This is a genomic window from Candidatus Mycobacterium methanotrophicum (assembly GCF_023515995.1).
Lineage (GTDB): Bacteria > Actinomycetota > Actinomycetes > Mycobacteriales > Mycobacteriaceae > Mycobacterium > Mycobacterium methanotrophicum.
The window spans coordinates 3513463-3536389 of record NZ_CP097320.1 but is presented as its reverse complement, the minus strand read 5'-3'; the positions used below and the strand labels follow the sequence as shown (position 1 = coordinate 3536389).

Genomic DNA, 22927 nt, shown 5'->3' with positions numbered 1-22927 from the left:
CATGCAGACCCAGACGATCGAGCGCACCGAGACCGACGAACGTGTCGACGACGGGACCGGCAGCGATACTCCCAAGTACTTCCACTACGTCAAGAAGGACAAGATCGCCGAAAGCGCCGTGATGGGCACGCATGTCGTGGCGCTGTGCGGTGAGGTGTTTCCGGTGAGGAAGGCCGCCAAGCCGGGCTCACCGGTATGCCCGGACTGCAAGCGGATCTACCAGCAGCTCAAGAAGGGCTGACCGGATCGGCGCCGACGTAAGCCGTTGTGTCGTCGGTGTCGTCGGTGTCGTCGGTGTCGTCGGTGTCGTCGGCCTTGGCGCGTGCGACCAGCCACCGCCGCAGCCGGTGGACGTGGGTCCGGGGGGCCGGCCACTCCTCCTGGATGGCGGCGTTGAGTTCCGCGCCCAACATGATCGCGAAGCCGGCGAAGAACGCGAACAGCAGAAACGCGATCGGTGTGGCCAGTGCGCCGTAGGTGTAGCCGGTGCCGGTGATCCACCAGAGGTAGATGCGCAGCCCCAGCGTCGCGATCACGAAGGTCACGCTCGCCAGTGCCGCACCGAAGATCAGCCGATGCGACGGCAGCGGTTCGGGCAACGCCACCCGATACAAGATCATCACGGCGACGACCAGGCCGGTGATCAACGCCGGGTAGTAGCCGTACGCCAGGACGTCCTGCAGGCCGTCGGGAATGAGTTGGGCGAGCTTGCGTGGCCCGCGCACCATCAGCGGGGCAGTGACGATCAAAAACAGCAGCATCACCACATACAAGAGCAGCGCGAACAGCCGTTGGCGGATCGGATGGCGCAGCGGGGTCTGGTCGTGGGCCTCGACTATCGAATCGACGAACGCCGAAATTGCCGACGATCCCGCCCACAGTGAAATCACAAACCCCAGAGACACCACCTCACCGCGAGCGCCCCGGTCGATATCGGCAATCGTCGGCTCGATGATCTCGTGGACCACACTGGGGGAGAAAACCTTGCTGCACATCGACACCAGGCGTTGCTCGATCCCAGACATGGTGTCGGGCCCGAACAGCGGCGCCACGTAGGCCAGGCTGCCCAGCATTCCCAGCAACAGTGGCGGCAGGGACAGCGCTGACCAGAACGCGGCCTGCGCCGACTCCGAGAAGATCGAGTCGTCCCAACTCTTCGATAGCGTCCGGCGAGTGACACGCCAGATGTGATGGCGCGAAGGCTTCACTGCTCGGTCGCTCATGACCAGTTCAGGATTCCTGACGACTGGTCCTGCCGCGCGGATTGCCGATGGTGAGTCGCGCCTCAGGACTCTAGGGGGACTGCGCTTGCCTCGATCACGGCCGACAACTCAACCAGCTTGGCCTCGTGCTCGTTGGCGTGGTGCTGACAAAAGAGAAGCTCCGCGCCTGAGGGCAACGTGGCGCGCACACGCGCGCCAGCGCCGCACCGATCGCACCGGTCAGCCCTGGTTAGTTCTGGAGTGGTCAAAGTCGCGTTCATGGCTAATCCTTCTGGGCCCGTAATCCACTGTCTCACATGTCGACGCGTTTGGCCGTCTTCACCGAGGTTACCCGCTGTGTCGTTTCCCACGCCTGAGCTTTTGGCGCTCCCGGCAGGATGGCGGTATGAGCCACCGTCCGACGGTACTGGTGCACCTGTGTCCCTCCGACGAGTGGGCGTCGGCCCGGCCCGAAGGCGAGCTGCGGCCCGAGTCACTGGCCAACGTCGGATTCGTCCATCTATCGACGCCGGCGCAGGCACACCTACCAGCCAACCGCCTTTTCCGCGGTCGCGACGACCTGGTGTTGCTGCATATCGACCCCGACCGTTTGCAGGCTCCTATTCGTTGGGAACCCGAAGTGTCAACGGATCCGGAGTCGATGGTGTTCCCTCATTTGTACGGCGCACTGCCAGTTGTCGCTGTGATCCGCGTCACGCCTTACCTACCCGGCGCTGACGGCGTCTTCGCGCCCGCCGGTGCATCGGCTGGCGAATAGGCGTCGGCTTCGATCTCCACCAACAACTCGGGCGCTATGAGCGCGGCCACCTCGACCATAGTGGCCGCGGGGCGGATCTCACCGAAGACGTCGAGGTGAACGGACGCCACCTCGCGCCATCGGGATATGTCGGTCACGTAAATCCGGGTGCGGACCACATCGTGCAGCGTCGCTCCCGCCTGGTTCAGCGCGACCTCGATGCGGCGCAGCGCCTCCCGTGTCTGCGCAGCAATGTCGTCGGCCGGTCCCGGGCCGGTGGTGCCCGCCACCGCGATGTGGGGCCCGACGCGCACCGCCCGGCTATAGCCGGCGGTCGGCCCGAAGTGGGATCCCGACGAGATGAGGACGCGGTTGGCTGACGCCGGGTCAAGATACGCCGCCGTGATTGACGACGCAGCGAGCGCTCAGTCGAGGTAGTCGCGCAGCACCTGCGACCGGCTGGGATGGCGCAGCTTCGACATCGTCTTCGACTCGATCTGGCGGATGCGTTCGCGGGTCACACCGTAGACCTGGCCGATCTCGTCGAGCGTGCGGGGCTGGCCGTCGGTAAGGCCGAAACGCAGCCGCACGACACCGGCTTCGCGCTCGGAAAGCGTCTCGAGCACCGACTGCAGCTGGTCTTGCAGCAGCGTGAACGACACCGCGTCGACAGCCACCACCGCTTCGCTGTCCTCGATGAAGTCGCCGAGCTGGCTGTCGCCCTCGTCGCCGATGGTCTGATCCAGCGAGATCGGCTCGCGCGCGTACTGCTGGATCTCCATCACCTTCTCCGGGGTGATGTCCATTTCCCTGGCCAGTTCTTCGGGCGTGGGCTCGCGGCCCAGATCCTGCAGCAGCTCGCGCTGAATACGGCCCAGCTTGTTGATCACCTCAACCATGTGCACCGGGATGCGGATGGTGCGCGCCTGGTCGGCCATCGCGCGGGTGATCGCCTGGCGGATCCACCACGTTGCGTAGGTGGAGAACTTATAACCCTTGGTGTAGTCGAACTTTTCGACGGCGCGGATGAGTCCCAGGTTGCCTTCCTGGATCAGGTCGAGAAACGCCATGCCGCGGCCGGTGTAGCGCTTGGCGAGCGAAACAACAAGCCGCAGGTTGGCTTCCAGCAGATGGTTTTTCGCACGGTCGCCGTCCCGGCAGATCCACGCCATGTCACGGCGCTGCGCGGCAGGCAGCTTCTCGCCGCGACTGCTCAGCTCGGCCGTCAACTGGGTGGCGTAGAGGCCGGCCTCGATTCGCTTGGCCAGCTCGACCTCTTCTTCGGCGTTGAGCAACGCCACCTTGCCGATTTGCTTGAGGTAAGCCCGAACCGAGTCGGCCGATGCGGTCAGCTCGGCGTCCTTGCGGGCTTGACGCAACGCCTCAGACTCGTCTTCGTCCCAGACGAAATCGCCTGAGGCTTTGTCCTTTTCGCTCGGCTCGATGATTTCTTCTTCGTCGACCGGGTCTTCGTCGGGGGCCTTAGCCGAGCTCGCTTCGGCGTCTTCTGCGATGTCGGCCGGGTCGACTGCCGCCTCGTCGGCCGGGGCGTCCTCGAGGTCCTCGAGGTTCAGGTCCACTTCGATGTCGATTTCCTCGTCGGCCGCGGCCTCAATGTCGGGTTCACCGTCGAGCTCGTCGAGTTCTTCGGGGGCTTCGAGCTCGCCTGCTGCGACCTCGACGTCTTTGACGGTCTCGTGCGCCGCCGCCGCCTTCTTCGCCCGGCCGCGAGCCGGTTCGGACTTGATGCCAGCGGTCTTGGTGGCAGTATGCGCCGTAGCCGGGGTGGGCTTCGTGGACTTCGCCGGTGCTTTCGCGGCCTTCGCCGGTGCCTTTGTTGCGGTCTTGGTGGCCCGCCGGGGGGCGGCTGAGCCATTGGACGACTTGGCCGTTGAACCTTTTGCCCCGGCGGCGTGAGACTTGGCGGCGGTGCGCTTCACCGGCTCCTCAACTGCCGGCCGTGCTTTGGTCGCTGCCACGTAAACCCCTTCGGTTGGACGCACTTCCGATGCTCTGGGCATGCTCAACCGGAAGCTGTCAGCTATGTCAGATGTGAGCGTCTACATTCGCCGCTCTCGGTTAGGCGGCTGCCGCAGACCATTGTAACGACAGCACAGCAACACCCCGCCCGGAGCGCGCAAATTCAGTGCGTCACGTCGCTGGCAGCCGCCATCGCCGCGCCGACGATTCCCGCGGTGTTCTGCAGGGCGGCGGCCACTACCGGAGTGCGGTTCTTGAGCAGAGGCACCCACTTGTCGGCTTTGCGGCTGATCCCGCCGCCGGCGATGAACAGTTCCGGGCACATCGCGTTCTCGATAGCAACCAGGACCTTCGTCACCTGCTTGGCCCACTTTTTGTAGCTCCAGCCGCGGCGACCCCGTACCGATGACGCCGCGCGGTGCTCAGCCTCTTTGCCGTCCACCTCAAGGTGGCCGAGCTCGGTGTTGGGTAGCAATATCCCGTTGTGAATGACCGCCGACCCGATCCCGGTCCCGAATGTGAGCAGCACCACCACACCGGTGGTGTCTTTGCCGGCCCCATAGCGCTCTTCAGCCAGCCCGGCGGCGTCGGCGTCGTTGAGGACCACTACCTGCCGGCCGCCCAATTCGGCGCTGATGACGTCGCGCGCGTTGGTTCCGAGCCAGGACTTGTCGACGTTGGCCGCGGTCCGGACGATGCCGTGCGTGACGACACCCGGATAAGTCACCCCGAGCGGGCCGGCCCAGCTGAAATGCTCGACGACGGCGGCGATCGTTTTGGCGACCGCGGACGGCGTGGCCGGCTGTGGGGTCGGCAGCTTGTAACGATCGCCGATCAGCTGGCCGGTGTTCAAGTCGACGATTCCGCCCTTGACGCCGCTGCCGCCGACGTCGATACCGAATCCCTGTCGCGGCGGCATGCCGGGCCCATCGGTCCCGGAGCAGGCGGGGATCGAGTCGGTGCCGGTCAAGAGAATCTCCTCGGCGAGACTGGGGTGTCGGCCCACACCCTAGTATTGGGGACGATGAGGGCTGGTACAGCCCGGGGAGGAGTCGGACAATTCGGCCCGAGTGGGTGGGTGAGCAGTCGGCTGGGCTGCTTCGCGGTCGCAATTGTGATGCGATGGACCGGTGAGCGCGCCAGCGAACCAACCGGCACATCTGCGTTCGGTTGCCGAAAGGTTGGCCGGGGAAGCAGCGGCGTTCGTCCGGCGTCGTCGTAGCGAGGTGTTCGGCCCCGGCGCACGCTCCGGAAACGACGCTGCGGTGCGAACAAAGACGACGCCCACCGATCCGGTCACCATCGTCGACACCGAGACCGAACGGCTGTTGCGTGATCGGCTGGCGCAGCTGCGATCCGGCGACCTGATCCTGGGCGAAGAAATTGGCGGACCCGGCGCTGTCGCTGCCGACGGCGACGGCGCCGTCACCTGGGTGCTCGACCCGATCGATGGCACGGTGAATTTCATCTACGGGATCCCGGGCTATGCAGTGTCGGTGGCAGCGCAGGTCGACGGCGTGTCGGTGGCCGGCGCGGTCGCCGACGTCATGGGTGGACGGGTGTACTCAGCCGCGGTCGGACAGGGTGCACAGGTCGTCGACGAGCGCGACACCCATCCGCTGCGGTGCACCGCCGTCGACGATTTGTCGATGGCGCTCGTGGGCACCGGATTCGCATACTCCAAGCGCCGCCGCACGGCCCAGGCGGCACTGGTGGCCAAAATGTTGCCGGTAGTCCGAGATGTGCGTCGGATCGGCTCTGCCGCAATGGATTTGTGCATGGTGGCGGCGGGCCAACTGGACGCCTACTACGAGCACGGCCTGCATGTCTGGGACTGCGCGGCCGGGGCGCTGATCGCCGCCGAAGCGGGCGCCCGGGTGGTGTTGCCCGCGCCGGGTGATCTGGAGAGCACGGCGGCCCTGGTCGTCGCCGCGGCGCCCGGGATCGCCGACGAGTTACTCGCGGCCCTTGCGCGATTCGACGGCCTCGCTCCGATTCCGGGCTGATCCAGCGGTCAGCAGGTGCCCTCGTGGATCTTCGTCAGCAGCGCCGGGTCGGCGGGCTCCGCATCGCGCCGCAGGCCGGCGAGCACTGCGTCGATGTCGTCGCCGTGTGCCAGCGCGGTGAACTCGGTGCCCAGCACCAGGTCAACGGAGTCGTCAGTGCGGTCATCGCGATACAACTCGGCGCACGGCGCAACCAGCCACACGGCCGCAGCGGCGGCCTGGCCGGCGTCGCCGAAGCGGATCTGGCCGTGACAAGTCAGCCTGGTGCGGGCATAGATCGGATCGTTGGCGGCGCTCGGCTGCGGAAAGCCCAGGTCTTTCAGCGCACCGGCGACGTCGGCCGCCTGACCACTCCGCCCGCTGGCGTTAAGGACACGAAGTTTGGTGTCGGGAAGCTTTGCCGGTGCAACGTTGATCATCGTGCTGCGCGACACCGGCGTGCCCAGATGCGGCGCTGCTGGGTCCGTCTGCCCCGGCGGCGGGTTGCACGCGGCGGCCTCATGCACGTCGGGTGGACGGGTCAGGGCCATCGTCCACGCCACCGCGGTCGCCACCAGCAGCACGACCGCCAGGAAAATCGCGGGCCGGGCGTTGCGGCGGCGAAACGGTCGACCATGCCGGTCGAAAGCGGTTCCTTCGGTGATTTGCGCGACCACGTACGCACTCTAAACACCGGTGTTTAGGGCGAGGTCACGCGGTTAAACCCTGGGTGTGACGTAAATCACACTTGGAGACTTGGCTATACGGGCACGAATCGTTTGGTGGATGCGTTCGACGCTGGTACAAAGCTTTGCTTGCAAGCTTACGAGGGGACACGATGATGGCTACCGATTATGACGCCCCAAGGCGTACTGAAACCGACGACGTTTCCGAGGATTCTCTAGAGGAGCTCAAAGCACGGCGAAACGAAGCGGCATCGGCGGTGGTTGACGTCGACGAATCGGAAACGGCCGAGTCTTTCGAGCTACCTGGTGCCGACCTGTCCGGAGAAGAGCTGTCAGTCCGCGTGATTCCCAAGCAGGCGGACGAGTTCACTTGTTCGAGTTGCTTTCTCGTTCAACACCGCAGTCGGCTGGCCAGCGAGAAAAACGGCGTGATGATCTGTACCGACTGCGCGGCTTGATAGCTGCACTCACCCTGTCAGGGCCGACAGCACCCGTTCCGGGTGACGGCAGCTCACCAGCCAATACGGCGTGGGGTCGTCGACGTCGTCCAGCACCAGCAGCACCATCGGACCAACCCAGCCTCGGTGCACCACGTAGGCCGCGGGGTCGAGTTGGCGTCCCAGCGCCGCGGATTTGGCCGAGCGGGGGATATCTGCGGACCGGGCGATCACGGTGACCGGCAGATGCGCGTCGCCGGCCCATAGTTCGACTCCGCCCTCGCCGGCGGTGACCCGGATCTCGATCCGGCCCAGCCAAAGCAGCGCCCCGGCTGCCGCCACGAACAGCAACACGAACGGTAGCCACCGCGGCAGGCTCGGCACGCCCTGGTTGACTTCAACGGCAATGACGGCCGCGAGCCCGAAACCCAACGGCCACCACCACCATGGCGCCCACAACCGCTCGCGATACCGCACGCTTCGCAGCGCGACTGGCGTACCTGACACTCGGTCGAGGGTAGTCTGTGGCCCCGTGTCGACCAGTCTGGCGATAGTTCGTCTTGACCCCGGGCTTCCGCTGCCCTCTCGTGCCCACGACGGTGACGCCGGCGTTGATCTCTTCAGCGCCGAAGACGTCGAGCTTGCGCCCGGACACCGTGCGCTGGTGCGTACCGGGATCGCGGTTGCCGTTCCGTTCGGAATGGTCGGCTTGGTGCATCCACGCTCTGGATTAGCTTCTCGGGCAGGGCTTTCGATCGTCAACAGCCCGGGCGCCATCGATGCCGGCTACCGGGGTGAGATCAAGGTTGCCCTGATCAACCTTGATCCTGCGACGCCGATCGTCGTACATCGCGGCGACCGGATCGCCCAATTGTTGATACAGCGCGTCGAGTTGGTCGACCTGGTCGAGGTGTCGTCATTCGACGAGGCCGGGCTGGCCGACACTTCTCGCGGCGAGGGCGGCCACGGCTCTTCCGGCGGGCATGCGAGTTTATGACGCGCGCCGGCGACGATGCAGAGCCAGGCGATGAACGCCGGCAGCGCCATAGACTCGGCAATGATGAGAAGGGGCGGCGCTGGTAATGGCATTCGGTAGACACAGACCCAAAGACGGGCCGGCCGACGAGGCGGACGAAACCCGGGAAGTACCGGCCGCACCCCCGGAAGCGGAACCGCCGGTCGAAAACGGGGCCGGTGACGACGTCGAGGGCCCGTTCGACATCGAGGATTTCGACGGCGCCGCGGCCGCCGAGGCGGGCCGACTTGATCTCGGTTCGGTGCTGCTGCCGATGCCTGCGTCGGCCCAACTGCAGGTCGAGCTGACCGACTCCGGCGTCCCCAGCGCGGTATGGGTGGCGACGCCCAACGGCCGCTTCACCATTGCCGCTTACGCGGCGCCCAAGACCGGCGGTCTGTGGCGTGAGGTGGCCGGCGAACTGGCCGAGTCGCTGCGCAAGGACGGGGCCGCGGTGAGCATCCAGGACGGCCGCTGGGGCCGCGAAGTCGTCGGCACCGCGGCCGGAGTGGTCCGGTTCATCGGCATCGACGGCTACCGCTGGATGATCCGCTGTGTGGTGAACGGCTCAGCCGAAACCATCGATGCGTTGACCGAAGAAGCACGGGAAGCTTTGGTGGATACCGTAGTTCGTCGCGGCGATACTCCTTTGCCGGTTCGGACGCCGCTGCTGGTGCAGCTGCCCGAGCCGATGGCGTCACGGTTGCGTGAGGCCGCGGCCGCGCAGGCCGCGGGAGGACAGGCGGTCGAGCCGCCGGACCCTAACCTCGGGGGGGACGCCGCGCCGTCGGAGCCGACCGCGCGGCGTAATGCCGGCGGGTCGGCGATGCAGCAGCTGCGCAGCACCACCGGCGGCTAGCGGGCAATTACGCGCCGACGACTGCCAGCGCTGCCAGGCAGGCGGCGCCCAAGACGGCGGGATCAGCGCCGATCTGGTCCAGCGTTAGCGTGCGCAACGCTGCGTGTGGTGCGGCGGTCGCCCATTCATGCCCGATTTCGAGGGGGTGAATCGGGTCGTCGATCGCGGCGGCGACGCCCATCGGCACCGCCAGCTGCTGCAGCTGCTCGTTGGTGGGCGCAGCGTAGGTCGCCGCCTCTTCCATGACGTCGGGTAGCTGCGGCCATAGGCTTCGCCACGACCGGGTCAGCTCGTCGGCCAGCCACAGCGGGCCGGACGCCCGCATCTGCGCCGTCGTCGCGGCCAGGCCGTCGTTGCGCAACAGTTGCGCGGAATGCCGCGCCGCGATGGCGGCGGGAGCATCGCCGGGCGGACCGGTCCACGCCGGCAACGCGGCCAACACGGCCACCACCCGGTCGGGACGCGCTAGCGCCCACGCGGCAGCCACCGCGGCGCCGATCGAAACGCCGCCGACGGCAATCGGACCGCGGCGCGCGGCGTCGTCCAAGGCGCTCAGGTAGCCGTCGATCAAGCGATCCGGCTGCGGCGGCGGCGCCAACGTTCGTGCGCCGGCGTGGCTCAGCGGACCGCCGAATGCTCGGGTGATGTAGTTGTCGTCGGATCCTGTTCCCGGCAGCACGACGGTCGTCACTCCGCGCAGGTCGATAGCCACCCCTCGATACTGCCGTCACTGGTGAAGTTGGCCGTTGCCGGCCGTTTGCCGGCAACTGGCCCAGATGGTCGGCGACGAGGTCAAGTACCTGCTCGTCTTCGGGTGTGGTCCGCAACCGCGCGGCGATCGCCGCCCCGGACGGGCTGGCGACCGGCTTCGCGCCAGCCCCGCAACTTTCGGGTCGTCGCATTCCGGCCATCTCGGGCAGCACCGACAAAACAGCCACGACCAACAACGGCCGACAAATAAGTTAACAGCAAGCCAACGCGCGTCGCGCCTGGGGAACTAACTCCTCTGGAACAAACTCCTCTAGGGTGTCCGTTGGCGTAAGAGGATCGGCTTCCAACTCGGAAGATGGACCTAGAGGACGGTCAGGAGAGGCCATGGCGGAAGGTTATCTGCGCCGGCTAACTCGTCGGTTGACAGAAGACCCCGAGCAGCGCGACGCTGAGAAGTTGTCCGACGAGTCGGTCACTACCGGCGCGCAGCGCGCCATCGACTGCGAGCGAGGCCAGGAGGTCACGATGGTGGGAACACTGCGCTGCGTGGAAACCAACGCCAGAGGTTGCGCCGGCGGGGTGCGCGCCGAGCTGTTCGACGGCACCGACACCGTGACCCTGGTGTGGTTGGGACAACGGCGAATTCCCGGAATCGACTCAGGCCGCACGCTGCGGGTACGGGGCCGAGTGGGTCGGCTGGACACCGGCGGCAAGGCGATTTACAACCCGCACTACGAAATTCAGCAGTGAAGCGGCTGGTGAACGGTGCGACAGCAGCCGACGACATGACTCCGGCCGCCGAAGACGACGATGCCCATTCGGTAGCCGCGCACCGCACCCCGGCCGAACGGGTGATGGCACAGCTGGGTGGCGTTGCGGGGATGATCTACTCTTCGCTGCCGGTGCTGGTGTTCGTCTTGACCTCGAGGCTGCTGGGCTTGTCGGCAGCGGTGGGCGCCGCGCTCGGCATCGCCACGCTCATCCTGCTGTGGCGGCTTGTCCGGCGCGAGTCCGTGCAGCCGGCGGTGTCGGGACTGATCGGCGTCGCGGTCTGCGCGCTGATCGCCTACCTGCTGGGGGAGTCCAAGGGCTACTTTTTGCTGGGCATCTGGACGTCGCTGCTGTGGGCGGCGGTATTCGCGGTGTCCATCCTGATCCGGCGGCCCGTGGTCGGCTACATCTGGGGCTGGCTGCACGGCCACGATCGAGGCTGGCGCGAGGTGCGCCGTGCCGTTTACGCCTTCGATCTGGCCACGCTCACCTGGGTGCTGGTCTTCGGCGCCCGCTTCGTGGTGCAGCGGCTGCTGTACGAGTCGGACCACACGGGCTGGCTGGTGGTGGCGCGGATCGCGATGGGCTGGCCGCTGACCGCCGCGTCGGCGCTGGTGACCTACCTGGCGATCAAGGCGGCCCAGCGTGCCCTGGCGAGCGCGCTCAGTGCGGCGGCAGCACCAGCTGACGCAACTGATCTTCCGCCTCGGTGACGGCCACGAACAGCAACTCGTCGCCACCTTCCAGCGGCTCGTCGTCCTGCGGCACGATGACCCTGGGCCCCCGCAGGATCGTCACCAGCGCGGCGTCGCGCGGCAGCTGCAACCTGCGCACCGGCTTGCCGCCCCACGGCGTGTCGTCGGGCAGCGTGATCTCGACGAGGTTGGCCTGACCGTTCCGGAATTCCATCAGCCGCACCAGGTCTCCGACCGCGACGGCCTCCTCGATCAAGGAAGCCAGCATCCGTGGGGTGGACACCGCCACGTCGACGCCCCAGGCATCGGTGAACAGCCACTCGTTGCGCGGATCGTTGACCCGGGCCACCACCCGGGGCACCGCAAACTCGGTTTTGGCCAGCAAGCTGAGCACGACGTTCGCCTTGTCGTCGCCGGTGGCGGCCACCACGACGTCGAATTCCTCCAGCCGTATCGACTGCAGCACGCTCATCTCGCAGGCGTCGCCGAGCCGCCAGTGCGCAGCCGGGATGGCGTCGGCGTCGATGTGCTCGGGGTTGCGCTCGATCAGCGACACGTCGTGACCGTTCTCCAGAAGTTCGCGGGCCAGCGACCGGCCGACCGCCCCCGCCCCCGCAACGCCTACTTTCATCTGCGCCGCTCCTGATCATCGCTTCGTCCCCCTCGCCGCTGCGCGGCTGGGGATGCCCCCACTGCATCGTCGCGGGCGCGTGTCACGAGTCGAGGTCCTCACTCGGTGGCAACGCCGCAATGGCCAATGCTTCTGCCACGCGGCCGGAAATGGCGGCGATGTAGATCTGGTCGCCGGCTTGCATCACCGTCTTCGGTTCGGGAAGCAAGCCGGTGCCGAATCGGATCAGAAACGCCACCCGAGCACCGGTCGCCGTCTCCAGGTCGGTGGCTCGGCGGCCCACCCAGTCTTCGTGCAGCGAGACTTCGGCGACTCCGACGGTCCCGGTCGGGTCTCGCCACTTGGTGGTTTCGGTATCTCGGGTGAGCGCGTTGAGCAGCCGATCGGTGGTCCAGGGCACGGTGGCGATCGTGGGAATGCTGAGCCTTTCGTAGACCGCAGCACGTTTGGCGTCATAGATCCGCGCGATAACCCGCGGCACGCGAAAGATCTCCCGCGCCAGTCGTGCCGAAATGATGTTGGAGTTGTCGCCGGATGACACCGCGGCGAACGCGTCGGCTTCCTCAATGCCGGCCCTGACCAGCACGTCTCGGTCGAAGCCCACGCCCAGAACGCGCTCACCGGCGAAGTCCGGGCTCAGCCGGCCAAACGCGGCGCTGTTGCTGTCGATGACCGCGACATCGTGGCCGATCCGGGACAACCCGTCGCTCAGCGACGACCCCACCCGGCCGCACCCCATCACAACCACTCGCACTTGCGGGTCCTCCTCGGGAGGATGGCCATCCGGTGTAAGCCGGAACGTTGTCGTCTAGACCGTACCGGGCAGTCCGGGTTGGGCTTACTCTTGGCTCTCGTGTCCAAACTTTCGACCGCGGCGCGTCGCCTCGTCTTGGGCCGGCCGTTTCGCAGCGATCGGCTGAGCCACACCCTGCTGCCCAAGCGGATCGCCTTGCCGGTGTTTGCTTCCGACGCGTTGTCCTCGGTGGCCTACGCCCCCGAGGAAATCTTTCTGATGCTCTCGGTGGCCGGGCTGGCGGCATACTCGCTGACACCGTGGATCGGACTGGCGGTGGCGGCGGTGATGCTGGTCGTGGTCGCGAGCTACCGGCAGAACGTGCATGCCTACCCGTCCGGCGGCGGCGACTACGAAGTGGTCACCACCAACCTTGGCGACAACGCCGGCCTCACGGTCGCGAGCGCTCTGCTGGTGGATTACGTTCTCACGGTGTCTGTTTCAACGGCATCGGCCATGTCGAACATCGGATCTGCCGTTCCGTTCGTGGCCAACCACAAAGTGGTGTTCTGCGTGAGCGCGATCCTGTTGGTGATGGCGATGAACCTGCGTGGCGTGCGCGAGTCCGGGGTGGCCTTCGCCATACCGACCTATGCGTTCATTGTCGGCGTTGGCATCATGCTCGGCTGGGGGGTGTTCCGGATTTACGTGCTGGGCGACTCGCTGCGGGCCGAATCCGCCGGCTTCGCGATGCACGCCGAGCGTGGCCAACTCGCCGGTTTTGCTTTTGTGTTCCTGGTGGCGCGGTCGTTCTCATCGGGCTGCGCGGCGCTGACCGGTGTGGAGGCGATCAGCAACGGAGTCCCGGCATTTCAAAAGCCCAAGTCGCGCAATGCTGCAACGACACTGCTGCTGCTGGGCACCGTCGCGGTCAGCCTTTTCATGGGGATCATCCTGCTGGCCGAGAAGATCCGGGTCCAAGTTGTCGACGATCCCGCCACGCAGCTCAGCGGGATCCCGCGCGACTATCAACAGAAGACTTTGGTGACGCAGATCGCCCAGGCGGTGTTCGGCAGCTTCCAGATCGGGTTCCTGGTGATTGCGACGGTCACCGCGCTCATCCTGGTGTTGGCGGCTAATACGGCGTTCAACGGGTTCCCGGTGCTGGGGTCGGTGCTCGCACAGCACAGTTACCTTCCGCGCCAACTACATACCCGCGGCGACCGGCTGGCGTTCTCCAACGGCATCGTGTTCTTGGCGGTGGCGGCTCTCGCGGCGATCATTGCGTTCCGCGCGGAGGTGACCGCGCTGATTCAGCTCTACATCGTCGGGGTGTTCATTTCGTTCACGCTGAGCCAAATCGGTATGGTCCGACACTGGACTCGGTTGCTGCGCAACGAGGCCGATCCCGCCGTCCGGCGCACGATGCAGCGGTCGCGGGTGATCAACACGGTCGGGTTCGCATCCACCGGCGCGGTGCTGTTGGTGGTATCGATCACCAAGTTCCTTGCCGGGGCATGGATCGCGGTCGTCGCCATGGTTCTGCTTTTCGTCGTCATGAAGATGATCCGCAAACATTACGATGCTGTCAGCCAGGAACTGGAACAGCAGGCTGCCGAAGACACTGAAGTCGTCTTGCCCAGCCGCAACCACGCCCTGGTCCTGGTGTCGAAGTTGCATCTGCCGACACTGCGCGCGCTGGCCTACGCGCGCGCGACGCGGCCAGATGTGCTGGAGGCCATCACGGTGAGTGTCGACGACGCGGAGACGCGTGAGTTGGTCCGCAGGTGGGAAGACAGCGATATCAGCGTGCCGCTGAAAGTTATTGCTTCGCCGTACCGTGAAATAACCCGCCCGATACTGGATTACGTCAAACGAGTGAGTAAAGAATCGCCGCGCAACGTGGTGACGGTATTCCTTCCGGAGTACGTCGTGGGCCATTGGTGGGAGCACCTGCTGCACAATCAGAGCGCGCTGCGACTGAAGGGCCGGTTGCTGTTCATGCCGGGAGTGATGGTGACATCTGTCCCCTGGCAACTCAATTCATCGGAGCGGCTCATGGCGATGCACCCGCATGCGGCGCCCGGCGACGCCCGTCGGGGGATTTTCGATTGACCGCCCCGGGAGAACTGACGCTGACCGTCGGTGCGCCGGCCAACGGGGGCAGCTGCGTGGCACGTCACGACGGCAGGGTGGTGTTCGTCCGCTACGCGCTGCCCGGCGAGCGGGTTCGCGCGCGAGTCACCGTAGACCGGGGTTCGTACTGGCACGCCGAGGCGGTCGAGGTGGTCGAGCCGTCGGACGACCGGAGGGCGTCGCTCTGTCCGATCGCCGGGGTCCATGGTGCGGGTTGCTGCGATCTGGCGTTCGTCGAGCCGACGGCCGCGCGTGCACTCAAAGCCGAAGTGGTATCCAATCAGCTTGCCCGCCTCGGCAATTATCAGTGGAGCGGAGTTGTCGATCCGCTCTCGTCGGTCGGCCCGACCGGATGGCGAACCCGGGTCCGGCTTGACGTCGGCGCTGACGGCCGTGCCGGATTTCATCGCTACCGCAGCGATGAGCTGGTCGCTGATCTCAATTGTGCTCAGCTGCCGTCCGGGATGACCGACGGTCTGGCGGCAACCGTGTGGCCGCCCGGCGCGCAGTTGCACGTCGTCGTCGACGACGACGGTCAGCGGCATGTGGTGCGCACGGCGCGCTCGCGCCGACGAACCTCGACCGAGGTGGTCGAGGGCAGCTACGAGGCTGTGCAGCGGGTTGGTCGGCACAGCTGGCAGGTACCGGTGACGGCTTTCTGGCAGGCGCATCGCGACGCGGCACGCACTTACAGCGCGCTGGTGGGCGACTGGGCTCAACTGGACCCCGGCATGACCGCCTGGGATCTCTACGGTGGTGTAGGGGTTTTCGCGGCGGTGCTCGCGGACGCGGTGGGAGAGTCCGGACTCGTGGTAAGCGTCGATAGCTCACGGGCTGCGTCGGGGACGGCATGCGCGACATTGGCCGAGCTCGGACAGGTCAGTGTGATCACCGATTCGGTGCGGCGGGCATTGGCCGGTCAACGCCGCGCTGCCGATGTGGCGGTGCTGGATCCGCCGCGCGGCGGCGCCGGGCGTGAGGTGATCGATCTGCTGGCCGCCGCCGAGGTTCCTCGGGTGGTGCATATCGGTTGTGAGGTCGCATCGTTCGCGCGCGACGTCGGCCTGTATCGACAGCACGGCTATGCGGTCGAGAAGATCACGGTGTTCGACTCGTTCCCGCTGACCCATCACACCGAGTGCGTCGCGCTGTTCACGCGCTGACGACTTACCCGAGAACGAAATACCGCAACCACAAGTAGACGCCGCACAGCACCGTGGAGATGGCCGTGATCACGATGCCCTTGCGGGTGAATTCCCAGAACGAGATGGAATAGCCGGAGCGCAGGGCGATTCCGATCATCACGATGTTGGCGCTGGAGCCGACGGCGGTGAGGTTGCCGCCCAGGTCACCGCCGAGCGCCAGCGACCACCATAGGACGTGGTGGTGCGACTGGCCCGGAATGAGCGAGGCCAGGTGACCGACGATGGGTGTCATGGTGGCCACGTAGGGGACGTTGTCGATGACGCCGGACGCCAGGGTCGAGACACCCAGGATCAGCATCGTCGTCACCAGCACACTGCCCCCGGTTGCGTTGGCCGCCATCGTCCCCAGGTGTTTGATGACGCCGGTTTTCAGCAGCGCGCCGACCATGATGAACAGGCCGACGATGAACAGCAACGTCTCCCATTCGACATTCGACAAATACTCGGACTGCTCCATCTTCGACACCAGAATGAGAGCGCCCGCGCCCAGCAGCGCCACCAGCGACGGCTGGATATGAATCGTCGGGGACACGATGAACCCGGCGAACACGACGGCCATTACCGCGCCGCAGTTGATCAGCAGCTTGCGATCGCGCAGCAGCTCACCCTCTTCCAACGCCATGACGGCAGCGACCTTTTCGGGTGAGACCGTAGAGAAGCCGCGGAACAGCAAAGGGGAAACGGCCACCATGACCAGCATCACGATGATCACGATGGGCGCCATGTTGAACAGGAAGGCGTTGAACGACAAGCCCTTGCGCGCGCCGATGATGATGTTGGGCGGGTCGCCGACCAACGTCGCGGCGCCGCCGATGTTGGAGGCGAAGACTTCGGCCATCAGCATCGGTACCGGGTTGATCGCCAGGCGGTCGCACACCAGCAATGTGACCGGGGCGATCAAGAGCACCGAGACCACGTTGGGCAGCAGCGCCGAGGCCATCGCCATGACCAGCATCAGCAGGATCATGATGCGCAGCGGAGATCCGTTGGCGCGTTTGGCGGCCCAGATAGCGGCGTATTCGAACACACCTGTCTGGCGCAGGATGCTGACGATGATCATCATTCCCAGCATCAAAAAGATGACGTCCCAGTCAATCCCGGTCGCCTGGGAGTAGAACACATCGGGCGAGTCGATGACCGGCAAGAAGATCATCAAACCCGCACCGACCAGCGCGACCTTGGTCTTGTTGAAGCGCTCGCTGATGATGAACGCGTAGGCGACGGTGAAGACCGTAACCGCGAACCACATCATGATCGCCGTCACTATCGGCACTGCTCCCTTCGGCGTCCGGTCAGCGTTTGAGCGCTTCGGCCAGCAGCTGCGATGCGGTGATCACCCCGTGCAGTTTGCGGCCTTTGACCACGGCTACCAGCGGGCTGTGCATTCGGGACATGACCTCGGCGACTTCGATGATGGTGTCGTCGGCGTCGACGATCGGCGCCTGTTGTGGTTTCTGGGGGAGCAGGTCGCGAATCGTCTTGCCGCTGAGGCTGTCTGTGGCGTGGTCGGCCATTGATTCGGTCAGCACGCCGGCCAGTCCGGGATCGTCCTGCACGTAGGGGGGCACGATGAAGCGCACGACCTGGGAGGCCGACAGCACAGCGTAGGGCGTGTCGGAGGTGTCGGTGACCACCACCAGCCCGGTCAGGCGGTGCTCGGCGAACAGGCGCACCGCGTCTAACGCGCCGGAGTCGATGTCCACAACCGGGAACTCCTCGACCATCTCCGTGGCACGCATGCAGCCTATAGTAGGTTTCTGATGCTTTCCTGGGACGTGTTCGGCGCCGATCGGTCGCCTATCGCGGGCATGCTTGTGAAATCCTTACGCGCTCTTGCTTAGCTGAGTCCTGCGCGTCGACCGGTCAGCTCAGCACGAAGTAGCGCAGCCATAGGTAGAGGGCGCAGAGCACGGCAGACAGCACGGTCACCAACGCGCCCTTGCGCGTGAATTGCCAAAACGAGATGGGATTGCCGGACTTCAGCGCGATTCCGATCATCACGATGTTGGCGCTGGAGCCGATGGCGGTGAGGTTGCCGCCCAGGTCGCCGCCGAGCGCCAAGGCCCACCACAGCACGTGGTGGTGCGACTGGCCCGGAATGAGCGAGGCCAGGTGGCCGACGATGGGTGTCATGGTGGCCACGTAGGGGACGTTGTCGATGATGCCGGACAGGCACGTCGAAACGCCCAGGATCAGCATCGTCGTCACCAGCACGTTGCCGCCGGTGGCATCGGCCGCCATCTCGCCGAGAGTTTTGATGACGCCGGTCTTGAACAGCGCGCCGACCATGACGAACAGGCCGACCATGAACAGCAGCGTGTCCCATTCGACGTTGGACAAATACTCCGACTGCTCCAACCGGGAGGTGAGGACAAGGATGCCCGCGCCCAGCAGCGCCACCAGCGACGGCTGAAGATGAATGGCTTCCGAGACGACGAACCCGGTGAATACCACGGCCATGACCACGGCGGATTTGATGAGCAGCGGGCGATTCTGAAGGGCTTCGTTTTCATCCACTGCCATGACGTCGGCAATCCGCTCAGGATCCGCGCGGGATCGGCCGCGGAACAACAGCGGCAGCGCCGCGACGAAGACGAGCATCACGATGATCACGACCGGCGCCATGTTGAACAGGAAGGCGTTGAAGGACAGGCCCCTGCGCGCGCCGATGATGATGTTGGGCGGGTCGCCGACCAATGTCGCGGCGCCGCCGATGTTGGACGCGAACACCTCTGCCATCAACAGCGGCACCGGGTTGATCGCCAGGCGGTCGCACACCAGCAACGTGACCGGGGCGATCAACAGCACCGAGACCACATTGGGGAGCACGGCCGAGGCGATCGCCATCACCAGCGTCAGCAGGATCATGATGCGCAGCGGCGAGCCGTTGGCGCGTTTGACCGACCAGATCGCGGCGTATTCGAAAACGCCGGTCTGGCGCAGAACGCTGACGATGATCATCATGCCCAGCATCAAAAAAATGACGTCCCAGTCGATTCCGCTGGCCTGCGAATAGAACACGTCGCGGGACTCGATCACCGGTAGCAGGATCATCAATCCCGCACCGACCAGTGCGACGGTGGCGTTGTTGAAGCGCTCGCTGATGATGCATGCGTAGGCGATGACGAATACCGCGATCGCGAAATATGTCATCGCAGTCGCTCCACCGGCCGGCCGATCAGCGTTTGAGCGCTTCGGCCAGCAGCCGCGATGCGGTGATCACCCCGTGCAGCTTGCGGTCTTTGACCACGGCTACCAGCGGGCTGCGCATTCGGGACATCACCTCGGCCACTGCGATGATGGTGTCGTCGGCGTCGACGATCGGCACCGGTTGTGGTTTCTGGGGAAGCAGGTCGCGAATCGTCTTGCCGCTGAGGCTGTCTGTGGCGTGGTCGGCCATTGATTCGGTCAGCACGCCGGCCAGTCCGGGATCGTCCTGCACGTAGGGGGGCACGATGAAGCGCACGACCTGGGAGGCCGACAGCACAGCGTAGGGCGTGTCGGACGTGCCGGTGACGACCACCAGCCCGGTCAGGCGGTGCTCGGCGAACAGACGCACCGCGTCTAACGCGCCGGAGTCGATGTCCACGACCAGGAACTCCTCGGCGATCTCCTCCGCACGCACATCGACACAGTACTTCCCGCAAGACTTCCCGCAAGCTCGGGCGTAGCGGCTAACCCAAGGCGAAGTAGCGCAGCCACAGATAACCGAGCGAAAGCACAAACGAGACCGCGGTCACCACCGCGCCTCGTCGGGTGAAATCCCAAAACGACACCGGGCTGCCGGCGCGTTGCGCGATTCCGACGACCACGACGTTCGCGCTGGCCCCGATGGGCGTGAGGTTGCCGCCAAGGACGGTACCCAACAGCAGGGCCCACCAGAGCACTCCCGAGCTGGCATGGCCGGGCATCGATGCGGCGAGTTGTCCGACGATCGGTGTCATCGTGGCGGCGTACGGAACATTGTTGATGAAGCTGCCCACGGTGAAGGACACACTGAGGATCAATATCGTGGCCGTCCAGGCATCGCCGCGGGTTAGCTGGCTGGCCAGCTCGGCCAATTCCTTGATCACACCGGTTCGCACCAACGCCCCGACCATGACGAACAGTCCCGCGAAGAACAGCAGCGTTTCCCATTCGACGCTGGACAGGTAGAACTCACGGCTCAGGCCGGAGGCCACGATCAGGATGCCGGCGCCGGTCATCGCCACCAGAGACGGCTCCATGTGGATCTGCTGGTGCATGACGAATCCGGCGAGCACCCCGGTAAGGACTATCCCGCACTGGGCCAGCAGACGATGGTCGCCGATCGCTTCGCGCTCGTTCAGCGACATGACATCGGCGACACGCTGCGGATCGACGGCGAAAAAACCTGGGTACAGCCGGGGCAGCAGCCCGACCAGGGCGGCGAGGACGATGAGCACGGCCGGCGCCATGTTGGCCGTGAACGTGATGAAGCTCAGGTGGGCTCCGGTGCCGATGATGATGCTGGTCGGGTCGCCGACCAGGGTCGCCGCGCCGGCGATGTTGGCGGTGAGGGCTTCGACGACAAGGAATGGCGCCGGACTGACCGCCAGCCGGTCGCACACCAGAAGGGTGACCGGTGCGATCAACAGGACCGTGGTCACGTTGTCCAGAACAGCCGTTCCAAGCGCGGTGACCAGCATCAGCAGGATCATGATCCGCAGCAGGGAGCCCCTGGCGCGTTTGACCGACCAGATCGCCACGTATTCGAATGCGCCGGTCTGGCGCACCACGCTGACGATGATCATCATCCCCAAGAGCAGAAAGAGAACGTCCCAGTTGACCCCGGTGTCGCGTGAGTAGAAGACCTCGTCGGAATTGATCAGCGGCAGAAAGAACATGGCGGTCGCGCCGGCCAACGCGACCAATGTCTTGTTGAAACGTTCGGTGGCGATCAGCACGTAGGCCACCACGAACACCGTCGTCGCGTAGACCGCATGGAACACGCTCAAGATTCGAGCGCCGTCCGTGTGGCGCGCGCGGTTGTGTTCAACGTGCACTCCTGGATTGCCCCGAATAGCAGGGAACCCGCGAACAGCACGAAAACTATGCCGACCAGGCTTCCCGGCTCACCGGGGCGTAGCTTAACAGGCGCGAGGTGTCCTCGCAGGTCGGCGCGGGTGGACTGGCGGCCGTGCGTACACTGGCGAAGTGCTTGAACGGATCCGTGGGCCCGCCGATCTGCAGGAGTTTTCCCAGGCGGACTTGCGTGATCTGGCCGAAGAGATTCGCGAGTTTCTCATTCACAAGGTGGCGGCCACCGGCGGGCATCTGGGGCCCAACCTCGGCGTCGTCGAGTTGACGCTGGCATTGCACCGGGTCTTCGACTCGCCGCACGATCCGATCATCTTCGACACCGGCCACCAGGCCTACGTCCACAAAATGCTGACCGGCCGCTCGGCGGACTTCGAGACGCTGCGCAAAAAGGGTGGTTTGTCGGGTTATCCGTCGCGCGCCGAGAGCCAGCACGACTGGGTTGAGTCCAGCCACGCCAGCGCGGCGTTGTCCTACGCCGACGGGCTGGCCAAGGCATTCGAGCTGACCGGGCAGCGCAACCGGCATGTGGTCGCGGTCGTGGGCGACGGCGCGCTCACCGGCGGCATGTGTTGGGAGGCACTGAACAACGTCGCTGCCGCCCACCGGCCGGTGGTGATCGTCGTCAACGACAACGGCCGCAGCTATGCCCCGACTTTCGGGGGTTTGGCCAACCATCTGGCCGCCCTGCGGCTGCGGCCCAGCTACGAGCACCTGTTGGAACGGGGCCGCGCCGCGGTACGCGGAATGCCGGTTGTCGGCGAATTGGCCTACCAGTTCATGCACAGCGTCAAAGCCGGTGTGAAGGACGCGCTTTCGCCGCAGTTGCTGTTCACCGATCTCGGGCTGAAGTACGTCGGGCCGGTCAACGGCCATGACGAGCACGCGGTGGAGACCGCGCTGCGCAGCGCCCGCGGATTTCGCGGACCGGTGCTGGTGCATGTCGTCACCCACAAGGGCATGGGCTACGGCCCCGCGGAGGCCGACGAGGCCGAGCAGATGCATTCCTGCGGGGTGATCGACCCGGCGACCGGGACCGCCACCAAGGTCCCGGGGCCGAGCTGGACGGCGACGTTCTCCGAATCGCTGATCGAGGTCGCGGGCAAACGCCGCGACGTTGTCGCGATCACTGCTGCCATGGCGGGGCCCACCGGGCTGACGGCGTTCGGGCAGCGCTTCGGAGATCGGTTGTTCGACGTCGGCATCGCCGAGCAGCACGCGATGACCTCGGCGGCCGGATTGGCCATGGGGGGACTACACCCGGTGGTGGCCGTCTACTCGACATTTCTCAACCGCGCGTTCGACCAAATCCTGATGGACGTGGCGATGCACCAGCTGCCGGTCACCATGGTGCTCGATCGGGCCGGGATCACCGGCCCGGACGGCGCCAGCCACAACGGCATGTGGGATCTGTCGATGCTGGGCATCGTCCCCGGCATGCGGGTAGCCGCGCCCAGGGACGGCGCCCGACTGCGTGAGGAGCTCGCCGAGGCCCTCGACGTCGATGACGGCCCCACCGCGATCCGATTCCCGAAAGGCGATGTCGGCGAGGATATTCCGGCGGTGGAACGGCGCAATGGAGTTGACGTGCTGGCGGTTCCGGCCGAGGGGCTGACCACCGATGTGTTGTTGGTCGCGGTCGGGGCGTTCGCGTCGGCGGGCCTTGCGGTGGCCGAGCGGTTGCGCAATCAGGGCATCGGCGTGACGGTGATCGACCCGCGGTGGGTGTTGCCGGTGTCGGATGTGGTGGCCGAGTTGGCGCTGGGACACAAGCTGGTCGTCACGATGGAAGACAACGGTGTCAACGGGGGCGTCGGTTCGGCGGTGTCAGCGGCGTTGCGGCGCAAAGAGATTGATGTGCCCTGCCGCGATGTCGGGCTGCCGCAGCAATTCTTCGATCACGCGTCGCGCGGCGAGGTGCTCGCCGAAGCCGGTCTGACGCAGCAGGACGTGGCCCGGCAAGTCACCGGCTGGGTGGCCGCGCTGTCCGGCGACGTCGAGCCCGGCGCCGAGATCGGCGAACGCCTCGACTAATCGAGCGCGAGCAGACGCAAAATCGCATGGCT

26 protein-coding genes are annotated in these 22927 nt (G+C 65.7%); 11 read left to right on the top strand and 15 right to left on the bottom strand.

Annotated elements, in window-relative coordinates; translation table 11 throughout:
• Nucleotide 1: 1 nt before the first annotated feature.
• Complete coding sequence (locus M5I08_RS18370; RefSeq protein WP_219065397.1) at nt 2-241, top strand: DUF3039 domain-containing protein; 240 nt, start codon at nt 2-4, stop codon at nt 239-241.
• Here the strand turns inward: M5I08_RS18370 and M5I08_RS18365 are convergent.
• Nucleotides 228-1223, bottom strand: a complete 996-nt coding sequence (locus M5I08_RS18365) for a YihY/virulence factor BrkB family protein (protein WP_219065396.1) — start codon at nt 1221-1223, stop codon at nt 228-230. The genes M5I08_RS18370 and M5I08_RS18365 overlap by 14 nt on opposite strands.
• Nucleotides 1224-1285: 62 nt before the next feature.
• Nucleotides 1286-1483: a DUF7455 domain-containing protein gene (locus tag M5I08_RS18360; RefSeq protein WP_219065395.1), complete on the bottom strand. Its 198-nt coding sequence runs from the start codon at nt 1481-1483 to the stop codon at nt 1286-1288.
• A gap of 125 nt (nt 1484-1608) precedes the next feature.
• Here M5I08_RS18360 and M5I08_RS18355 point away from each other — a divergent pair, with 125 nt between their 5' ends.
• Nucleotides 1609-1980: a DUF952 domain-containing protein gene (locus tag M5I08_RS18355; protein ID WP_219065394.1), complete on the top strand. Its 372-nt coding sequence runs from the start codon at nt 1609-1611 to the stop codon at nt 1978-1980.
• Here the strand turns inward: M5I08_RS18355 and M5I08_RS18350 are convergent.
• The 3 genes from M5I08_RS18350 to ppgK form a co-directional block, all read right to left on the bottom strand.
• Nucleotides 1923-2321 carry a RidA family protein gene (locus M5I08_RS18350; RefSeq protein ID WP_219065565.1) on the bottom strand — a complete coding sequence of 133 codons (399 nt, stop codon included), beginning with the start codon at nt 2319-2321 and terminating at the stop codon, nt 1923-1925. The two genes, M5I08_RS18355 and M5I08_RS18350, sit on opposite strands and share 58 nt — an antisense overlap.
• Nucleotides 2322-2384: 63 nt before the next feature.
• Nucleotides 2385-3938, bottom strand: a complete 1554-nt coding sequence (locus tag M5I08_RS18345) for an RNA polymerase sigma factor (RefSeq protein WP_219065564.1) — start codon at nt 3936-3938, stop codon at nt 2385-2387.
• A gap of 164 nt (nt 3939-4102) precedes the next feature.
• A complete protein-coding gene (gene ppgK, locus M5I08_RS18340) occupies nt 4103-4858 on the bottom strand; it encodes a polyphosphate--glucose phosphotransferase (RefSeq protein ID WP_219065563.1) in 756 nt (251 codons plus the stop codon).
• Nucleotides 4859-5069: 211 nt separating this feature from the next.
• On the opposite strand from ppgK, the gene M5I08_RS18335 reads away from it, so the two are divergent.
• The gene (locus tag M5I08_RS18335; protein ID WP_219065393.1) at nt 5070-5945 is read left to right on the top strand and encodes an inositol monophosphatase family protein; all 876 of its coding nucleotides are present in this window, start codon (nt 5070-5072) and stop codon (nt 5943-5945) included.
• 8 nt (nt 5946-5953) lie between these two features.
• Here M5I08_RS18335 and cei read toward each other — a convergent pair whose 3' ends face one another.
• A complete protein-coding gene (cei, locus tag M5I08_RS18330; RefSeq protein ID WP_219065392.1) occupies nt 5954-6601 on the bottom strand; it encodes an envelope integrity protein Cei in 648 nt (215 codons plus the stop codon).
• A gap of 164 nt (nt 6602-6765) precedes the next feature.
• On the opposite strand from cei, the gene M5I08_RS18325 reads away from it, so the two are divergent.
• The gene (locus M5I08_RS18325) at nt 6766-7068 is read left to right on the top strand and encodes a DUF4193 domain-containing protein (protein WP_219065562.1); all 303 of its coding nucleotides are present in this window, start codon (nt 6766-6768) and stop codon (nt 7066-7068) included.
• Nucleotides 7069-7077: 9 nt separating this feature from the next.
• Here M5I08_RS18325 and M5I08_RS18320 read toward each other — a convergent pair whose 3' ends face one another.
• Entirely contained in the window at nt 7078-7554 is a 477-nt protein-coding gene (locus M5I08_RS18320) for a DUF3093 domain-containing protein (protein ID WP_219065391.1), read from the bottom strand.
• A 25-nt stretch (nt 7555-7579) separates the two neighbouring features.
• Between M5I08_RS18320 and dut the strand changes: the two genes are divergently transcribed.
• Together dut and M5I08_RS18310 are read left to right on the top strand one after the other, a co-directional pair.
• On the top strand, nt 7580-8044 hold the full coding sequence (gene dut, locus M5I08_RS18315; protein WP_219065390.1) for a dUTP diphosphatase: 465 nt from the start codon (nt 7580-7582) through the stop codon (nt 8042-8044).
• 85 nt (nt 8045-8129) lie between these two features.
• Nucleotides 8130-8921: a DUF3710 domain-containing protein gene (locus tag M5I08_RS18310; protein ID WP_219065389.1), complete on the top strand. Its 792-nt coding sequence runs from the start codon at nt 8130-8132 to the stop codon at nt 8919-8921.
• Between the two features lie 7 nt (nt 8922-8928).
• Here the strand turns inward: M5I08_RS18310 and M5I08_RS18305 are convergent, their stop codons facing one another.
• Nucleotides 8929-9633 (bottom strand): alpha/beta hydrolase, encoded by a 705-nt coding sequence (locus M5I08_RS18305; protein ID WP_219065388.1) that lies wholly within the window; start codon nt 9631-9633, stop codon nt 8929-8931.
• 383 nt (nt 9634-10016) lie between these two features.
• On the opposite strand from M5I08_RS18305, the gene M5I08_RS18300 reads away from it, so the two are divergent.
• Both M5I08_RS18300 and M5I08_RS18295 read left to right on the top strand, forming a co-directional pair.
• Complete coding sequence (locus M5I08_RS18300) at nt 10017-10382, top strand: OB-fold nucleic acid binding domain-containing protein (protein ID WP_219065387.1); 366 nt, start codon at nt 10017-10019, stop codon at nt 10380-10382.
• A gap of 35 nt (nt 10383-10417) precedes the next feature.
• Nucleotides 10418-11116, top strand: a complete 699-nt coding sequence (locus tag M5I08_RS18295) for a DUF3159 domain-containing protein (protein ID WP_219065561.1) — start codon at nt 10418-10420, stop codon at nt 11114-11116.
• Here the strand turns inward: M5I08_RS18295 and M5I08_RS18290 are convergent.
• Nucleotides 11067-11729, bottom strand: coding sequence for a potassium channel family protein (locus M5I08_RS18290; protein ID WP_219065386.1), 663 nt, complete (start codon nt 11727-11729; stop codon nt 11067-11069). The genes M5I08_RS18295 and M5I08_RS18290 overlap by 50 nt on opposite strands.
• Nucleotides 11730-11811: 82 nt before the next feature.
• Nucleotides 11812-12483, bottom strand: coding sequence for a potassium channel family protein (locus M5I08_RS18285; RefSeq protein ID WP_219065385.1), 672 nt, complete (start codon nt 12481-12483; stop codon nt 11812-11814).
• 99 nt (nt 12484-12582) lie between these two features.
• Between M5I08_RS18285 and M5I08_RS18280 the strand changes: the two genes are divergently transcribed.
• Entirely contained in the window at nt 12583-14577 is a 1995-nt protein-coding gene (locus tag M5I08_RS18280) for an APC family permease (protein WP_219065384.1), read from the top strand.
• Complete coding sequence (locus M5I08_RS18275) at nt 14574-15761, top strand: class I SAM-dependent RNA methyltransferase (RefSeq protein ID WP_249762893.1); 1188 nt, start codon at nt 14574-14576, stop codon at nt 15759-15761. Before M5I08_RS18280 ends, M5I08_RS18275 begins: the two co-directional genes overlap by 4 nt.
• 4 nt (nt 15762-15765) lie before the next feature.
• On the opposite strand, the gene M5I08_RS18270 is transcribed toward M5I08_RS18275, so the two are convergent.
• The 5 genes from M5I08_RS18270 to M5I08_RS18250 all read right to left on the bottom strand — a co-directional run bounded on the left by M5I08_RS18270 (nt 15766) and on the right by M5I08_RS18250 (nt 20773).
• The gene (locus M5I08_RS18270; protein WP_219065559.1) at nt 15766-17055 is read right to left on the bottom strand and encodes an ArsB/NhaD family transporter; all 1290 of its coding nucleotides are present in this window, start codon (nt 17053-17055) and stop codon (nt 15766-15768) included.
• 40 nt (nt 17056-17095) lie between these two features.
• Complete coding sequence (locus M5I08_RS18265; RefSeq protein WP_219065383.1) at nt 17096-17542, bottom strand: CBS domain-containing protein; 447 nt, start codon at nt 17540-17542, stop codon at nt 17096-17098.
• Between the two features lie 124 nt (nt 17543-17666).
• Nucleotides 17667-18956, bottom strand: a complete 1290-nt coding sequence (locus M5I08_RS18260; RefSeq protein WP_219065382.1) for an ArsB/NhaD family transporter — start codon at nt 18954-18956, stop codon at nt 17667-17669.
• Between the two features lie 25 nt (nt 18957-18981).
• Complete coding sequence (locus M5I08_RS18255; protein WP_219065381.1) at nt 18982-19428, bottom strand: CBS domain-containing protein; 447 nt, start codon at nt 19426-19428, stop codon at nt 18982-18984.
• 49 nt (nt 19429-19477) lie between these two features.
• Entirely contained in the window at nt 19478-20773 is a 1296-nt protein-coding gene (locus tag M5I08_RS18250) for an ArsB/NhaD family transporter (RefSeq protein ID WP_219065558.1), read from the bottom strand.
• Between the two features lie 205 nt (nt 20774-20978).
• Here M5I08_RS18250 and dxs point away from each other — a divergent pair, with 205 nt between their 5' ends.
• A complete protein-coding gene (dxs, locus tag M5I08_RS18245) occupies nt 20979-22895 on the top strand; it encodes a 1-deoxy-D-xylulose-5-phosphate synthase (protein ID WP_219065380.1) in 1917 nt (638 codons plus the stop codon).
• The last annotated feature ends 32 nt before the right edge of the window (nt 22896-22927 follow it).

What these genes read in the sequence shown, in the direction of transcription:
- M5I08_RS18290 (WP_219065386.1), bottom strand. Translation starts at nt 11,729, where the DNA reads ATGAAAGTAGGCGTTGCGGGGGCGGGGGCGGTCGGCCGGTCGCTGGCC.
- M5I08_RS18265 (WP_219065383.1), bottom strand. Translation starts at nt 17,542, where the DNA reads ATGCGTGCCACGGAGATGGTCGAGGAGTTCCCGGTTGTGGACATCGAC.
- M5I08_RS18355 (WP_219065394.1), top strand. Translation starts at nt 1,609, where the DNA reads ATGAGCCACCGTCCGACGGTACTGGTGCACCTGTGTCCCTCCGACGAG.
- M5I08_RS18300 (WP_219065387.1), top strand. Translation starts at nt 10,017, where the DNA reads ATGGCGGAAGGTTATCTGCGCCGGCTAACTCGTCGGTTGACAGAAGAC.
- M5I08_RS18325 (WP_219065562.1), top strand. Translation starts at nt 6,766, where the DNA reads ATGGCTACCGATTATGACGCCCCAAGGCGTACTGAAACCGACGACGTT.
- M5I08_RS18365 (WP_219065396.1), bottom strand. Translation starts at nt 1,223, where the DNA reads ATGAGCGACCGAGCAGTGAAGCCTTCGCGCCATCACATCTGGCGTGTC.
- M5I08_RS18370 (WP_219065397.1), top strand. Translation starts at nt 2, where the DNA reads ATGCAGACCCAGACGATCGAGCGCACCGAGACCGACGAACGTGTCGAC.
- M5I08_RS18310 (WP_219065389.1), top strand. Translation starts at nt 8,130, where the DNA reads ATGGCATTCGGTAGACACAGACCCAAAGACGGGCCGGCCGACGAGGCG.
- M5I08_RS18360 (WP_219065395.1), bottom strand. Translation starts at nt 1,483, where the DNA reads ATGAACGCGACTTTGACCACTCCAGAACTAACCAGGGCTGACCGGTGC.
- M5I08_RS18260 (WP_219065382.1), bottom strand. Translation starts at nt 18,956, where the DNA reads ATGACATATTTCGCGATCGCGGTATTCGTCATCGCCTACGCATGCATC.
- ppgK (WP_219065563.1), bottom strand. Translation starts at nt 4,858, where the DNA reads ATGCCGCCGCGACAGGGATTCGGTATCGACGTCGGCGGCAGCGGCGTC.
- M5I08_RS18295 (WP_219065561.1), top strand. Translation starts at nt 10,418, where the DNA reads ATGACTCCGGCCGCCGAAGACGACGATGCCCATTCGGTAGCCGCGCAC.
- M5I08_RS18270 (WP_219065559.1), bottom strand. Translation starts at nt 17,055, where the DNA reads ATGATGTGGTTCGCGGTTACGGTCTTCACCGTCGCCTACGCGTTCATC.